Genomic DNA, 15403 nt, shown 5'->3' on the forward strand with positions numbered 1-15403 from the left:
TTCGTCACGAATTACTCAATTCTACTTTGCAAAGATACAAAGAATAGATGAGTAAACACATTACCCATGATTATTTTTTAGCATTCTTAACTCATCATACAGCTTTGCCCTCTCCTTCACGCGCTTAGGATGCACCTGGCCAGATTATACATTTTCTCATAATGCTGACGATACATTCGTTCTATATTCTTTTCCTGTTTCATACACCATCTATACAGTTGAGCCCAGCAAAAAACTAAGCAAAACTCTGGCTTTTTCCCTATCTCCTCTTCACCAAAACATAGATGATGACGGGGGCGCCGAACAGCGGGGTGACGGCATTCAGCGGGATGATGCCACCGTCCGACGGAAGGGTGCAGAAGAGATTGCAGAGAAGGGCTATGGCTGCACCCATCAGCATCGTGACGGGCAACAGACGGCGATGATTCTCCGTGCCGATGATGAGGCGGGCAATATGCGGCGTTGCCAGACCGATGAAGGCGATGGGACCGCAGAAGGCGGTAACCACAGCCGTAAGAAGACCGGTGATGATGAGCAGAACGATGCGCAGACGCCTGATATTGAAGCCCAGATTCTCGGCATACTGTTCGCCTAACAGCATGGCGTTCAGCGGTTTTACAAGGAGCAGAGATGCAGCCAGGGCAATGAGGGCCAACGGGATGAAGAACATCATCTGCTGGCTCGAAACATTGCCAAAACTGCCCATGCCCCAAACCATATACGATTTCACGCCCTCTGCCGTGCTGAAGAAATTGAGCAATGAGATGGCGCTGCTGGCAAGATAACCCACCATCAGTCCGATGATGAGCAGTACCGTATGGCTGCGCACAATGGCAGAAAAGAAGGTGATGATACCCATCACCACCATAGCCCCTATGAAGGCTGCGATGAGGATAGCCAGGAAACCGCCGATGGCATAGTTGCCGGCATCGCCCAGAAAACCTACCCCTAAATCATCCAGGGCAATATTGCCGCCAAAGGCAAGCATCACGATGGCTACCGCCAGTCCGGCTCCGCTGCTGATACCGAACACGTCAGGACCCGCCAGGGGGTTGCGGAAGGCTGTCTGCAGGAGCAAGCCGCTCGTGGCGAGGGCTGCGCCCGAAAGCAAAGCGGCAATCGCCGCCGGCAGTCGCGATTCCAACAGAATATAGCGGTAGGTTTCGTCAGTCTGAGAGCCCGAAATAATCGCCCCCACGTCCTGCCATGGGATGTTTACACTCCCCCATGCCAGGTTGGCGAAAAACAGTATGATAATGGCTATAGCGCCAAAAACGATGGTTTTCATTCACTAAAACTATTTCTTGTAAAATCTCTGATTAAAGCCCTATTTCTTATAGAATCTCAATTTGCCGAACCGCTCGCCATGAGCCAGGGTGATGAACTCTCTGAGCAGCAGTTCGGGATGGAAACTCGTAAGCTCGAAATAAGGTACCGTCGAGGTATCTACCTGATAGATATTACCCCGGCTGAAGGCAGCAAGAGCCTTGTAGCCGTCATATTCCTGAAGCAGTTGAGCCTGCGACAGAGGGGCACCACCGAAATACTTGAACGCCCATACATCCACCTGCTTTCCCTTCGCCAAGATTTGCTCCGGACTCATCGCCAGACTTCCGCTGTGTTCATCGTCCTCGAAGATATAACGGGCGTTGGCATCCTTCAGCAGAATACCGATAGTACTCTGACCACCAGGCACATACCATACATTGCCCGTCTTTCTTTCGGTCAGGATAGAGAGGCCCTTCGGATACCCGGCTGCCTCAGCTTTCAGCTTCAGATATTCCTTTTCTATCTTCGCAAAGAGCGAATCTGCCTTTGGTTCGCAAGAACCCGATATTCCGTTACTTTTTCCCTCTTCATTTCCAAAGAGCATGCCGTAGAATTTCATCCATTCCGCCCTGCCCAGTGGCGAAGACTCCATATAGTCGGCAGCCTCGATGATGGGAACGTGCAGCTTGTCGAGCTTGCCATATCCTCCGCTGTTTTCGAAAGGCGAAAGGAGGATGGCTTCGGGTGTCAGGGCGATGATGCGCTCGATGTCGGGCGCCATGCTCGAACCGCAATCCACGATGGAATTTCCTGCAGAAGTTTTTCCGGCAGCAGCATTTCCAGCAGAAGCTTTTCCGGCAGCAGTATTCCTAGAAAGAGCAGCCCTCTTCTTTACATCCGGAATATTGATGTAATCGAGGTCGCAGACACCACGGATGGCCTGCTGGCAGCCCATTTCGTACATCAGTTGGCAATGGGGAGCGATGAAAACGGCACTTCTCTCCACCGGTGTGCGCACGGTATCGGTAGTGCATCTCGCCCCCGTGCTGTGCCTTCTGGCAAGCATCGCCACCGTCTTATCCCCCTCCTCTCCCTTCGGAATCAGGATGTAGCGATGCAGCATCGTTCCCGCCTTCCAAGGGTTGGCTATGATAGCCTCAGCATACTGATAATCAATGCCTTCTGCAGCATCGGAAGCCTCTTCCCCATCACCATGTTTCACGATGGTGAGCAACTTGGCGTACTTCATCTCCAGGGTATCGCCAGCCTCCGCATCAGCAGCAGCCGTCTTTCCTCCCTGGCATGCCGCCATCAGCAGGGCCGCCGTTGCCCCACACAAAAGAATATACAGTTTTGTCATAATCTTACAAAATATGTGTGCAAAGATACGAAGAAATCTCCATTTTCCGTTTGTTTTCTCGAATATTCTTTGTACTTTTGCCCTCAAATTTAACTAACGCTACAATTTAATAAGTCAAAATGAAGAAGATTATCTGGGGCATAGCCCTTTTATTCAGTACATCGATGGTCGCCGGTGCGCATACCTGCTGTCATAATTCAGCACAGAAATGCGGCTGCAAGAGAGGTTATCCAGACCATCCGCGTTATCGTGATCAAGGTAGATTATAAGGATTAAAGATAATTAAAGAGCATATGAAAATTTATATAGCCAATCCATTATATGATGTTGTGTTCAAGCGCATCATGGAAGAAGAGCGCATCACCAAGACGTTCTTGTCTGCGATTTTGCAAAGAGAAGTCGTCAGCATCAAGATTTGCCAAGATGGATCCCGCAATATCAAAAGCAATAGCATTTCGATATTTAAGATGGGATTTGTTGCCAGCATAAAGAATAACGAGAACAGCAACGAGCTTACAAACATAAGGCTGTATAAAACTTGGGTTGACACGGACGTCTTGGAACCTCGCCAGCATCTGGCATGGCAGCGCTATATAGAAGAGAAAAACTCGGATGGTATGGGAGATGAATCTCTCCCAACGATTACGGTTTTTCTCCTAGCCCACCGTATAGGAGATTTCGAAACTCCTGTTGCATGCCCTGCCCCCGGCAATATTATTGTCCAACTGCCAATAATCAGCAAGACTCAAAACTCGAGTCAAAAGAAGGTATTAAGCATTTTTGACCAAGCAAGAACTTGCAGGGAAGACAAACACTTCTTGAAAGTAGATTATACACCCTATGATGGAGATACGGATATGGAGTATATGATTAAAATGCTTCTTTCAATGGCATCTGACCCAGATATGCAATACCAGATGAATCTCGAAGATGAGTATATCTCCTTACTTGAAAAGAAGGATACCGAAATCCTCCGACTGGATCATTTGATTGAGCAAAGTAAGCTGAAGGAGAAATAAAGATAAAAAGGTCAGGCTCTATCCTACAAGAACCTGACCTTTTATGATTTTATTTAGCTATACGTTTCTTACCTTTTTGGATAATAATACCCTTGTAACTTTCATCTACTCGTTGGCCATTCAAGTTATAAATAGGACAATTGCTCTTATGCTCATCAACTGTAATATTGCCTATACCGCTTGCTGTACTGACAGAAACTTTAAGCCCTGTAGGATAAATGCCATCAAAACTTGTTCCACTGATTTTCATACTTAAGTCATAATCACCCACTTCCTTCAAAGTCACCTCTTGGTTATCTTGATAGAATACTGGCGTGATTTCAAATGGCATATTATTAACACCATCGAAGAGCACATCACCATCAGAAGGTTGCTCGTAAGCGAGCTTGTTCACAGTATACATCTCTGTGGTCTCATCCTTAGGCAGTTGAGAACCTGGGAGCACAAAGACTTTACCACTTGCTGGTTTCCAACAATCACAAGAAGTGAGATCGTGTGAGAGGCAAATGGTTGTGGATGGGATAATACTATTATTTTTATTCCCTATAATTTTAAACTCACGTATATCCCTTAATATTAAAGAATCTACATATAGCTTTTGTTCGTTAACACTATAGTCATCGGTAAAGTCATAAGTAAAATCTCTGTTAACATCCAATTTTCGCAAGCTATTCGTTGCGCTAGAATAATATTCAAAACTTCTTTTTAATAATACGGGCTCATTCTTTTCTCCTCCATCTAAAAAAACTATTGGATTTTTTTCTTTCTTTACGTCGTATACTTGTCTAAAAATATCAAAACCTACACTAGTTACAGAAGATGGCATATGCAACTCTTCTATTTTCGTAGCAGAAAAAGCATCATGATCTATTGTCTTTAGAGTTTTAGGCAAATCAATATTCTCTAAAGATGTGCAATACCAAAATTCATTTTCAGTCAATGAGTTAAGTCCTTCAACAGGCAAAATTATTTTTTTTAAATATCTATTCTCATAAAACGAAGAATTCAAATTACATTTAATACGACTTGCATCAACATACTTAATGCCACTGAAAGAAAAACTTTCATGCAAATATTTGATAGTACTTGGAAGTACTATTGAATCAGTTTGAACATTACTAAAAGCATTATGCCCTATTACCTCTAACCCCTCAGGAAATACAACTTTTTTACATTTAATACCTAAAAATGCAGAAGCACCCATAGTTTTTACGGTCTTAGGTATATAAATATAAGGCAAAGTATTTTTATTGTTAAAAGCAAAAGAACTCGCTTCTATATTTTCCAATCCGTCATTAAGAGTTACCGATTCTAAATTTTCCAGCCCCCAAAAAGCAGAAACATCTACTTTTTTTACATTCGAGGAAAGTTTAAGCGTCCTTAAATTGACAGCACCAGCAAATGCACTCTTACCCACATATGTTATTTTTCCATCTATGTTAAGTGTCTCTAATTTTGTATTGTTATAAGCAAAATAATCACATATTGAATCAACCATCTCACCGATTGTCAATAAAGATAATTCTTTAAAACTACTAAATAATTCACCCTTTTTAGAGGATTTCAAATCACATATATTTCTTCCTAAATAAAGAGATTGTACATGATTGATAGGAAGTGTACCTAAAGATAGTTTTTTGTCAGAATCTAAAAGTTCTAAATTTACTAGATTTTCACTAGACTCGAAACTATTTCCCCATAAAGTTTTGACTTCTTTACCTATGATTAAACTTTCTAATTTTGGCATCCAATTACAACTTGAAGTCAAATTGCGTTTTAAGGTCAGTTTCTTTATAGGAGAACCACTAAATTCACCCAAAGAAAGTTGCCCATCGCCAGTTTGTACAGTAAAAGCTGTCAAACTTTTACAATTTGCACTTCCGCCTACATAATTAACAGAACCCGGGATACTTAAAGATACTAAATTTGTACAATTATCAAACGCTCTATCTCCGATGTACAGCAAGCCGTCATTCAATTTTATGGCTTGAAAATTAAAATTAGCGAAGACTCCATCACATAAACAAGTCACACCTGAAGGTACAGTATATTCCTTATCCTCTATAGTACCGTTATACCTATACATTGCAGAACCAACCATAACAGGACCTTTATCTGTTGCACCATCAAAAAGTTTTGTATCTTTAAAAGCATCAGCATAAACTATTTTTATATTGGAACAGTTCAATAATTCAGACAAAGCAGAACACCCATTGAATGCTCCATTTTCTATAGAATCTGTTGCCTCATTCAATATTACCTTTACCAATGATTGACAGCCATAAAAGCAATAATCCGGTATAACATGAACCATTGTCTTAGAAAAATCTATTTCCTTTAGTTTTGTCATATCGGAGAAAGACATCCTCGAAATTTTGTTTAAAGTTGTTGGAAATTCTATTTCTTCTAATTCAGAACAATCCTTAAAACACCCATTTTCTATTTCTTGTAGTTTTTGAGGTAAAAGAACTTGCTTTAAAGATTCACATCGGTAAAAACCATTAAGAGTCAAAATACTTGATGCAGTTAAATCAACTTTCTTTAAATTTAAACAGCCTTTAAAAGCACCAAAATCAATTTTCTTCAAAGAAACAGGCATGGTCAAATCTACAAACCCAGCATTCTCAAAAGCATGAGATTGAATTGTTTCAACATTGCCCCAAGAAACCTGACTTAAACTATTACATTCTTTAAATGCATCATAACAAATTTTTCTTAATGATAAAGGGAGATCTACTGATTCTAAATTAGAACAACCTATAAAGCAAGATTGTGGAATTTCATATAATTTGCTTTTTATAGTAACATGTTTTAAAGATTCACAATAAGCAAAACTTAAGAAATTCAAATCCTCCAAAGTTTCAGGTAATTCTATTATTTCTACTCCTACACCATAAAAGGCTTCACGATCTATTTCTACAACCTTTTCGATATTAACTTCCTTAAGCATAGCACAGCCCCCAAAAGCACTTTCTCCTATTCGCTTTACATTTTCCAAATTTATAGCAGACAACTTTTTACAACCTGAAAAAGCGTAAGAAGGAATTGTGGTTACATTTTTTGCCAATTTTACAGTAACTAAAGATTCTGAATTACAAAATATGCCTTCCTTCAAATTTCTACCTATCGAAACTTCCTCTATGCCACAATTCTTAAATGCATCACCTACAGCATCGAGACGTTCTTCACCTTCACTCAACACAAGCTGGGTCATATTCACACAATTCTCGAAGGCTCCTTCCCAGATATACTTGATGGTTGAAGGAACAACTAGTTTCTTGAGCTCGGTGCAAGAAAGAAAGGCAGAATTCTGCACCGTTGTGACACGATAGTCCTTTCCACCATAAGATACAGTGGAAGCCAAGGTCAACTCGCCATTTTCCGGGATTGCATCATAGCCTTTGATGATGGCGGTATCAGCATTGGCAACATAAGTGATGCCATCCAACGTGAAAGAGACACCCAAAGACTTTCCCACCAATAAGGAAAGCACCAATGTCAGTAGTAAACTTCTTACTCTCATACAACTTTTCTATTTTTGCCTTCCGTCGCCTCCAAAGGTCGTTCTATAGATGAAAGAAGCGTGGCGCTGACTATGCCACGTCTTAAGTTGGAGGTCCTGAGAAAACCCTTACATACAGATATGGAAATAGCAGCCCACGCTATAGCGTGAGAACCACTATGCCCTCCTTGTATGTAATTGCGAAATTTCTCAGGTTTCCAACTTACAAGATAAGCATAACGCCTCTTTATTTTCTAACATGTCTGGAAATGGCATACACCAATTCCGCTTCAAAAGTACAAAAAGTTTGGGAGAATCCTGCATGATTTCACAAAAAGTTTCTCGCCGAGATGCAATTTTCTTGTTTTTTCTTGCTTATTCGGAGTTTTTTGTGTAAGTTTGCATCATAAAACAAAATCTATATGGACATCAAGAAGTACATAGGTGAAACTACAGAATACGACAAGAAACAGGAAGTGGAACGTCGCAAGGTTAAGAGTTGGCTGAAGAGCGTAAGCGCTTTTGCCAATGGAACTGGTGGATGCCTCATCTTTGGCATTGCCGACAATGACACGGTTGTCGGATTGGAAGATGCGAAGGGGGACTCGGAATTCATCAGCCAGAAGATAAAAGAACGTATCGACCCTTTACCACAAACCTTGATAAAAATAGAAGATATCGACGGCAAGGAAGTCCTCTTGCTACATGTATTAGCTGGAGATGACACACCTTATTATTACATCGGCGATGGTATGCTCGAAACATACGTGAGAATCGGCAATGAATCGGTAGTGGCTGAAGCTACCGAGCACAAGTGATTGGTGCTGCGTGGACGCAACTCATCGTTTGATGCCCGACCTAGCGATGAGAACATAGACGACTATGCCTTCACCAAGCTGCGCAGCCGCTATTATTCCTGGAACGGAACAAGTTTCGACAACAAGTTGTATCGCTCCTTCGGTATGGTTGATGCCAAAGGAATACTCACCTATGCAGGCTTACTCATGGCCGATGAATGCCCATTACGTCAAAGCAGGGTTTTCTGCACCAGATGGAAGGGAAACACCAAAGCATCTGGCACAATGGATGCACTTGACAGCGCAGAGATTAGCGGCAGCCTGATGCTTTTGCTTGAAGATACGATGGCATTCATTCGCCGAAATATGCGTAAAATGTGGTATAAGGAACCGATGCAACGCATAGAAATTCCCGAATATTTGGAACGAAGTGTTTTGGAAGTCGTGACCAATGCCTTGGCGCATAGAGACTACCTCATACAGGGCAGTGAGATTCATGTAGATATGTATGACGACCGCATGGTGATATACTCCCCAGGTGCAATGCCTGAGGGACGTATCATTCAAGAGATGAATTTGGCAGACATTCCTTCTGTACGACGCAACCCTGTGATAGCCGACATCTTTGCACAATTGGGATACATGGAACGTAAGGGATCTGGTATGAGAAAGATTATCGACCCCATCAAGGCACTTCCTTACTACAGCGAGAAGATGCTGCCTAGCTTCTACTCCGACCGAGCTCAATTCACTGTTACATTCCCCAACATCATAATGAAATGGATGGAAGAACACCATGATATTGAAGTGAATTATATCGAAGGAGATGATGTTACTCAAGATGTTACTCAAGATGTTACTCAAGATGTTACTCAAGATGTTACTCAAGATGGTATTCAAGACTCAGATTTGGATAAATGGATTGAGTTTCAAATTGCCAAAAATCCCAATATAACAACTGAAATTTTAGCCCAAATGGCACAAATAACATCAATGACCATCAAGCGTCATATCGCTAAACTTCCTCATATACAATACGTTGGAAGTGGATATAGTGGACATTGGGAAATCAAGAAATAGAGAATACAAAGAAATGCAGCCTCTCGATTATATAAAAGAGAGGCTGCATTTTTCTTATGGTATTCAAGGTATCCCTTACCCCACTTCCACCACCACTTCTCCCTTACGGGCGATGACCTTCTTGATGCGGTCGAAGAGCTGGAGGAAGCGTTCCTGACTCTTGAGTACGAACCCGGGCGCATGGGCCTCGCCCACCAAGATGCCACCCTGACGCAGACGGAACGGACCATTGCCCGGCTGCATCATGGGACAAGGAAGGGCATAAAGTTCTTCCAGACACCCGAACTCATGACTCTTGCGCTCCATGCGGCAACGCTTGCAGGTTTCGGGGAGAGGAAGAGAGGAAGATGAAGAAGAATCATCCCTTATCGGTTCGAGGAAAAGCATCTGGCGGGCAAAACGACTGCATTTTCCTATCACCACCCGGTATTCGCCTGTAGGCAACTGCCCGTTCTTCCGCTCCATCGTATCGCAAATCTTCTCAATGCCCGACAAGCGGCCATACTCATTACGGTGTTCTACACTCAAGGTACCCGTCAGGGCACCATTCATCAACATTCTACGCTGCAAAATCAACTTCATAATATACAGATGTTTAAATTGTTATACTTACAGATTCAACTTCCTTGATGAAGCAAGCTCTAGCCTCCTCCAGCGTTTTCCCATGCTGCCGTACCTTCAGATAATGCTCGCTCAAATCCTTACATCCATCGGGCAACTGATGATACTTCAACTGCGGGAAAGACTTTTTCAACTCAAAATAAAGGTTGAATCCAGCCTCATCCTGATCAGGAAACATATGAAGATTTCGTCCCTCCAGAAGCGGCTGGCAATGACTGTCAAAAAGAGTAGCCGAAGGGATAGCGATGGCATGAAAGCCCAATGTGAGAGCCGTCCAACAGTCAGACGGTCCCTCTGTTATAAGAAGAGGTTCCTGCTTCGGATACTCCTTGAGCCGCTCCAATCCGTACACCATGCGATGGCTCCCTGGAGCAAACTTGAATCTTGACTTCTCCTTTTCCTCACCCAGATACCTGCTCTGCACAGAGACAAGTTTTCCTTCCTGGTTGAAATATGGAAAGATAAGCGAAGGTGCATCAAACGTACCCTGCCCCACCCGGCCCATGCAAACCTTAGTTTCCGTGCTCACAATATGACACCTCTCTACCACCTCTGGGCTGAGCATCCGTTTTTCCAGCAGAAACAGCTCTCCGCTCTCCGTAAGATGCATCTGGGCAAAAAGCCGTTCAAAATACTCCACATCCACCCTGGAACATGTTGCATCAACATGTCCATGTTCTACCATTCGCTGTGCGCAAATAGAGCGAATACTATCCAGTCGTCTTTGCGATGCAGTAACGAGCTGGTTATGAGACTTATACTGCTCTGTATCACCAATATAAACATCAAACTGATTAGCCAGCCATTTGCAGGCATCCAAAAAATTCATCTGAAAGCGCTCCATTACCAGCCCTATAGTATCGGCAGAAAATCCGCAGGAATAGCAATGACAGCTGTTCTTTCTCGGATTAAAAGCGAGGCTCGGATGATGATCATCATGATGAATGCAGAGGGCCCGCTTATTGCGGATGCCCATACCTAGCGCATCAGCCACCTTCATAATGTCGAGCTCGCGCAACTTCTGAATATACATTTTATCTATCATATCCTAATTATTTTTTTCTTATCATAGATTTTCCGTTACATATTATCCAACCTTTGTGTTTCCACCTATAAATAACCATGTTTATAGGAGTACGAAGCCCTTTCCTTTTTAAAAATTCTGCTAAAAAGTCACGAGAGAACTCATTTGGCAACTCGTCAAAATAGTTGGTAGTCTGATATGGCTGTATCTGGGTATCTGCATTGATTTCCTCGAACACAGTTCCCCATTTAGCCAGCATACCGTCTAATATTCTATCAGCACATCCTAAATAAATTTGTTTTACAAGCCGATGTATTGTTTTTTTATTCTTCTTCCCCTCTACCTCATATAAGTATTGCATAAGTGCCGCTATGCGGAATGCGCTCACACTACTTCGCTTATAGAATACATCAAGCGCCTTCGACATGGTTTTTATAACTTGCTGCCGCTGTGATTCACACCAGTTTTTCACCGTACTGTCAAGCCATTTCGTATCGAGAAGCGATTCCTTGGCAAGCGACTTTCCATCTTCGGAATAACAACGCGCCATCAGTTTCTCAAGCATATCATGAATACTTTCCACCTGATTTTCCTGAAGAGAATGAAACATCAGAGGATTCTCACCCAACTGATTATCAATATTACATAATATGGTTCTCGTAACATTTCCTCCCTCAATAGCCGCCTTGTCCATATAGCGATTCACGGCAGCAGGTGTACCGGTATATACATAACAAAGCATCAGATCAACAACGGCAGAATAACTCGCTTCGCTCAAATAATCCTGACCGAACTCAGACCCCAAATCATACCCGGTCTTGATAATCTGCTTGATATCAGAGAATTGGCGCTTACTTGCCTGAACAATAGCCCCTATCTCATCAGCAAACTGGAAGAGCGTCTTTGGGCAACCAAACAACTTCATTGGCGCATCAGCACGCTTAATCAGCATAGAGAGAGACAGATTTTCATGCAAAAGCGTGATATCCGTCTTTGGCTCAGGTGGCAATTTCCCATCTTTCTTGCCCTGCCTACGTTTCAGCTCCGCATACTTCTGCTCTTCAGCTCTCTGCTCGCTATCACGCTTGGTAAACGGCTCCATCAGATAGCGCATCAGATAGCGGGCGAATGATTTGCCCGAACTTTGCTCACCACATATTAATACATGTAGCAAAATAGCAGAAAGAGAATTGTCGTAAACATAATTCAAGCGCACACGAGTAGCATACACAGCAAGCATAGCACTAGCTACGGAAAGAGTAGGAAACTTGAGTTCCTCCGGTGCCGTCATCATCCACTCTCTCACTCCTGCCGGATAATCCTTGTCATTGATGAGAGGATGAAGGGGAACTGTCTCTTCTTCCTGTTCCTCATTATTTAATAATGCAACCTCTGATTGGTTTCCAGCCTGGGTTACATCGTCTGGCTGGGCAACAAAAGATGTCTGTGACTTCGATTGCTGCAGAGAATCATTTTTCTTTTTCATATTCATTTTAATTATTTTGATGATGCGAAGGTAGTAATAAATACGCAGAAAGAGAGGTGGATATCACATGATATCACACCTCTCTTTCTGTTATAACTTATTAATTATCAGTACTTTTTACATCACAAAATCATTATAAGAAAAAAGATTCTATCATACAGCTATCACAATATCACCCTCTCTTTCTCAAACAGATTTCACCAACAACCTGATATCTTGAGCTGCTTCAGGCCATGAAGAAGACTTTGTCGTTAAGTCTAGTTTACTTGCACTATTCCTGACTTGCCTAAAAGTAGAGTCTTCCAATCCCATAAATACCTTCTGAAATGCACTCCATGCTATTACGCCTTTTTTAGTAGGGTCGTAGATATTTAAATGATGAGCAACAATTTTCACCATGAATCCAAACGATTTATTCGTATTTTTCCAGACAAGCATGGAATCCTGTTTCGCACACCATTTTTTCTCTACCAGCTTTCTCCATATTTTCTGAGCTTGAGGTGTATACATTTTAGGGTCATATTCACCATTGGGAGGAAAGATAAAACAGCTCGTATCCTGTAATACCAGTTCCCCCTCTACAGTAGTAATTGGAGTAGCAGATGAGTCTACGTATTGGATGAGCCAATCTTTCAGTTCATCAACAGTTTCCATAAGATTCCATCCCTTGAATACTGTTTTATTGACATCCATCCAAACATAAGAATGGCTCATCATCTGCAAAACCAGTTTTTCTGCACACTTATGATACCACAAATTACCATGAACCTGCTCATCACATAGCAAGACCAGACATTTATGCAACCAGAGTAACATCATGCATGTAGTTTCTTCCAACTCCTGGTCTGAGCATTCGCATCTTGCTCTCTCACCAATATCACTCAAGGTTCTCCATTGTCTGTTCCACGACTGGTCTATCAGTCGTATCATTTTATCATTATCAGGCTCGGTACGGATGCTATCTATCCACCCCATTACAGCCTGAAATATATCTTCGGGATGCATTTTCAAGTGATAAGGTGGAAGTGAGTATTGATCCGCAAGCCGTTCTATCATCCTATATAGTGGGTTTTCGCCATACAAGCTCCTCACTTTATCTCTTTGCGATACTTCTAGTTTGTTCATTTTCTTTCTCCATTTCTATTTTATCAAGTTCTTGGGCGATATGATCAAACCACTCAGTAAGATTCTTCACTTGCCACTTGTAGATTTCCGCTTTCTTCTCATCATTATCATCAGGTTTGTATACCAGTTTCTTATCCAGTTTGAAAATAACTGGAGCCGATACTTCAGAACTTACCCAATTATGCTCATCAGCAAATTTCGCCTTCACAACAAATCCCTTTTTACAGGATAAGGCTACTATCATACCAAGATGATACTTGGCTCTTTGCAATTTCAACGCCTTGTCTGGTTTCGCATTGAATGAAAAAGTTCCGTCGTCCGCTCCCATATCCATAAGCATATCTAACAAAGCTGCAATAACCGTACTTTTTTCAGCATCCAGGCCCTGCAAGAGTTCACCTTCCTGCAATTCATTGATTTCCAGGCGGATTGTTTTCAAAGGTTTACCTTTATTCACCTTTTCTTCCAAACACTTCCAAAATTTCTCTGAAGATGATATTTGTCGCAATGTAACGTCTACAGCAAACAGCTGACCAATTACACTTTGAAAATGTTTTTCAAGCCCCTTACGTACCGTATCTATGTTCACAAAACACTTTCTCTGATATTCTATGGCTAAAACAACATCTCCTTTCTTAACGTTGCGCACATCTACCAGCAGATTAAAATCTGGGTATTCATCAACCAGGTCTTGCTCCTTACAGTCCTTTTTATCATGCTTGCGACTCACTTTTCTCTCTATAGTGACATAGCCCATTTTGCCAAATACGAAATCACCAAATGTAGTGGTATTTTCACCATTACCATCAACAAACGTAATATCCAGCAAATGCTTTAATATATAATCACCTATCTGCTCGAGAACAGATTCAGATACCTGACCCGACATTTCGCTCAAAAAAGACTTTAATGTAAGTCTATAGATATAATAGCTAGTTGTTTCTTCCATTTCTTAATATTTATAATTGAAATCATTAAAATTCACAATACAAAGGTACAAAAAAGAAATGAAATCAAAGAATAAATCTAGAAGATTATTACAAATTTCAGATATAAACCAAACCTCTGCATTCGCTGCTTCGTTTTTTTTAAAATAACAAAAATAACAAAAGTAACAAGTAACTTTTTACGTTTTCCTATTTTATAGTAATAATAATATTAAGAAGTAGTAGCTACGCGCGCGTACCTTATTATATATAGAGAAAATATACTATCAACATCTACTTTCCAGTGAAAGTTACCTGTTATTTTTGTTACTTTTGTTATTTTTGTTATCAGCCTACCTCCCCCAAACTGCGTCCCGACGCAGCCGAGATTACGTCCCGACGCAGCGGGCGATACGTGGCGACGTAGCCCTGGCTGCGTCGCCACGCAGTTTCTGCCCCCACGCTACATATCCGCCATCGAGAGGCCGAGGAGCTTCACATCCTTGTATCCACCGAAATGAGACTGGATAGATTGATACTTCTGCTCAAGCAGGCGGGAATCATATCGGGCTGCATTGCGCTTCACCTCTGCCACAAGAGCCGTCTTGTCTATCTCGTTCAACGCAATGATATCTATCTCGTTCAGACCCTTCCGGTCCCAATATCTGCCCACCCGGGTTACACGGTCTTCCTCACTTATCTTCTGACGGAAATACTGCTCCAGTACGGCTCCCGTATAATCGTTATAATCACGAAGAACGATTTCCAGAAGCAGGTCGTTGCGCTCCATCTCTACCAATGCCTGATTAGGCAGGACAAAGCGGAACCAGAAACGCAGGAAACTGTCCTCGATGCACCATTTCACGTTTCTGCCACCAGGCTTGCTGAACAGAGGATGCAGCTTGCTCACATAGCTGTAGTCTTCATCCAGGTTCTTCAGATACGTACCCGTATTCTTGCCGATAATCGTATCTATCTGGTTTTGGGTAGTCATTCCACCGGCTATCAGCTGCAGGATGCTGAGGTAATTGGCATAGACTTTTCCGAATTCCGACATGATCATCTCCCTCCCCTCCGAGAGGAATGCACGTGATTCGGGACAAGGATGCACGTGATTCGGGACAACTATTGCATTTTGGCGATTTTTTTTGTATCTTTGCACTGTCATTCATAAAGAACGGCAAATGGGAAATT

General features: G+C 42.2%; 12 protein-coding genes. 3 read left to right on the forward strand and 9 right to left on the reverse strand.

Annotated features, from left to right (window positions below; all coding sequences use genetic code 11):
* Nucleotides 1-259 precede the first annotated feature (259 nt).
* Both NQ544_RS06250 and NQ544_RS06255 read right to left on the reverse strand, forming a co-directional pair.
* Nucleotides 260-1288, reverse strand: a complete 1029-nt coding sequence (locus tag NQ544_RS06250; RefSeq protein WP_006848740.1) for an iron chelate uptake ABC transporter family permease subunit — start codon at nucleotides 1286-1288, stop codon at nucleotides 260-262.
* A 39-nt stretch (nucleotides 1289-1327) separates the two neighbouring features.
* Complete coding sequence (locus tag NQ544_RS06255; RefSeq protein ID WP_040553573.1) at nucleotides 1328-2629, reverse strand: ABC transporter substrate-binding protein; 1302 nt, start codon at nucleotides 2627-2629, stop codon at nucleotides 1328-1330.
* 293 nt (nucleotides 2630-2922) lie between these two features.
* Here NQ544_RS06255 and NQ544_RS06260 point away from each other — a divergent pair, with 293 nt between their 5' ends.
* Nucleotides 2923-3648, forward strand: coding sequence for a hypothetical protein (locus NQ544_RS06260; protein WP_006848742.1), 726 nt, complete (start codon nucleotides 2923-2925; stop codon nucleotides 3646-3648).
* 49 nt (nucleotides 3649-3697) lie between these two features.
* Here the strand turns inward: NQ544_RS06260 and NQ544_RS06265 are convergent, their stop codons facing one another.
* Nucleotides 3698-7171, reverse strand: a complete 3474-nt coding sequence (locus NQ544_RS06265) for a leucine-rich repeat domain-containing protein (protein ID WP_006848743.1) — start codon at nucleotides 7169-7171, stop codon at nucleotides 3698-3700.
* Nucleotides 7172-7572: 401 nt separating this feature from the next.
* Here NQ544_RS06265 and NQ544_RS06270 point away from each other — a divergent pair, with 401 nt between their 5' ends.
* Complete coding sequence (locus tag NQ544_RS06270; protein ID WP_006848744.1) at nucleotides 7573-7968, forward strand: AlbA family DNA-binding domain-containing protein; 396 nt, start codon at nucleotides 7573-7575, stop codon at nucleotides 7966-7968.
* A 3-nt stretch (nucleotides 7969-7971) separates the two neighbouring features.
* Nucleotides 7972-9027 carry an ATP-binding protein gene (locus NQ544_RS06275; protein WP_228023729.1) on the forward strand — a complete coding sequence of 352 codons (1056 nt, stop codon included), beginning with the start codon at nucleotides 7972-7974 and terminating at the stop codon, nucleotides 9025-9027.
* A 75-nt stretch (nucleotides 9028-9102) separates the two neighbouring features.
* Here NQ544_RS06275 and NQ544_RS06280 read toward each other — a convergent pair whose 3' ends face one another.
* The 6 genes from NQ544_RS06280 to NQ544_RS06305 all read right to left on the reverse strand — a co-directional run bounded on the left by NQ544_RS06280 (nucleotide 9103) and on the right by NQ544_RS06305 (nucleotide 15266).
* The gene (locus tag NQ544_RS06280) at nucleotides 9103-9609 is read right to left on the reverse strand and encodes a hypothetical protein (protein ID WP_006848746.1); all 507 of its coding nucleotides are present in this window, start codon (nucleotides 9607-9609) and stop codon (nucleotides 9103-9105) included.
* Between the two features lie 13 nt (nucleotides 9610-9622).
* Nucleotides 9623-10693 (reverse strand): CHC2 zinc finger domain-containing protein, encoded by a 1071-nt coding sequence (locus NQ544_RS06285; protein WP_006848747.1) that lies wholly within the window; start codon nucleotides 10691-10693, stop codon nucleotides 9623-9625.
* 7 nt (nucleotides 10694-10700) lie between these two features.
* Nucleotides 10701-12158 (reverse strand): DUF3987 domain-containing protein, encoded by a 1458-nt coding sequence (locus tag NQ544_RS06290; protein WP_040553577.1) that lies wholly within the window; start codon nucleotides 12156-12158, stop codon nucleotides 10701-10703.
* 186 nt (nucleotides 12159-12344) lie between these two features.
* On the reverse strand, nucleotides 12345-13283 hold the full coding sequence (locus NQ544_RS06295) for a hypothetical protein (RefSeq protein ID WP_006848749.1): 939 nt from the start codon (nucleotides 13281-13283) through the stop codon (nucleotides 12345-12347).
* Nucleotides 13252-14232, reverse strand: a complete 981-nt coding sequence (locus tag NQ544_RS06300; RefSeq protein WP_006848750.1) for a hypothetical protein — start codon at nucleotides 14230-14232, stop codon at nucleotides 13252-13254. Before NQ544_RS06300 ends, NQ544_RS06295 begins: the two co-directional genes overlap by 32 nt.
* 440 nt (nucleotides 14233-14672) lie before the next feature.
* The gene (locus NQ544_RS06305) at nucleotides 14673-15266 is read right to left on the reverse strand and encodes a DUF234 domain-containing protein (protein ID WP_167529945.1); all 594 of its coding nucleotides are present in this window, start codon (nucleotides 15264-15266) and stop codon (nucleotides 14673-14675) included.
* Nucleotides 15267-15403: the final 137 nt, after the last annotated feature.

This window comes from Segatella copri DSM 18205, assembly GCF_025151535.1.
Classification (GTDB): Bacteria; Bacteroidota; Bacteroidia; order Bacteroidales; family Bacteroidaceae; genus Prevotella; species Prevotella copri.

Bases quoted from the DNA above. Each gene is read 5' to 3' on its own strand.
- NQ544_RS06250 (WP_006848740.1), bottom strand. From the start codon at position 1,288: ATGAAAACCATCGTTTTTGGCGCTATAGCCATTATCATACTGTTTTTC.
- NQ544_RS06255 (WP_040553573.1), bottom strand. From the start codon at position 2,629: ATGACAAAACTGTATATTCTTTTGTGTGGGGCAACGGCGGCCCTGCTG.
- NQ544_RS06260 (WP_006848742.1), top strand. From the start codon at position 2,923: ATGAAAATTTATATAGCCAATCCATTATATGATGTTGTGTTCAAGCGC.
- NQ544_RS06265 (WP_006848743.1), bottom strand. From the start codon at position 7,171: ATGAGAGTAAGAAGTTTACTACTGACATTGGTGCTTTCCTTATTGGTG.
- NQ544_RS06270 (WP_006848744.1), top strand. From the start codon at position 7,573: ATGGACATCAAGAAGTACATAGGTGAAACTACAGAATACGACAAGAAA.
- NQ544_RS06280 (WP_006848746.1), bottom strand. From the start codon at position 9,609: ATGAAGTTGATTTTGCAGCGTAGAATGTTGATGAATGGTGCCCTGACG.
- NQ544_RS06285 (WP_006848747.1), bottom strand. From the start codon at position 10,693: ATGATAGATAAAATGTATATTCAGAAGTTGCGCGAGCTCGACATTATG.
- NQ544_RS06290 (WP_040553577.1), bottom strand. From the start codon at position 12,158: ATGAAAAAGAAAAATGATTCTCTGCAGCAATCGAAGTCACAGACATCT.
- NQ544_RS06295 (WP_006848749.1), bottom strand. From the start codon at position 13,283: ATGAACAAACTAGAAGTATCGCAAAGAGATAAAGTGAGGAGCTTGTAT.
- NQ544_RS06300 (WP_006848750.1), bottom strand. From the start codon at position 14,232: ATGGAAGAAACAACTAGCTATTATATCTATAGACTTACATTAAAGTCT.
- NQ544_RS06305 (WP_167529945.1), bottom strand. From the start codon at position 15,266: ATGTCGGAATTCGGAAAAGTCTATGCCAATTACCTCAGCATCCTGCAG.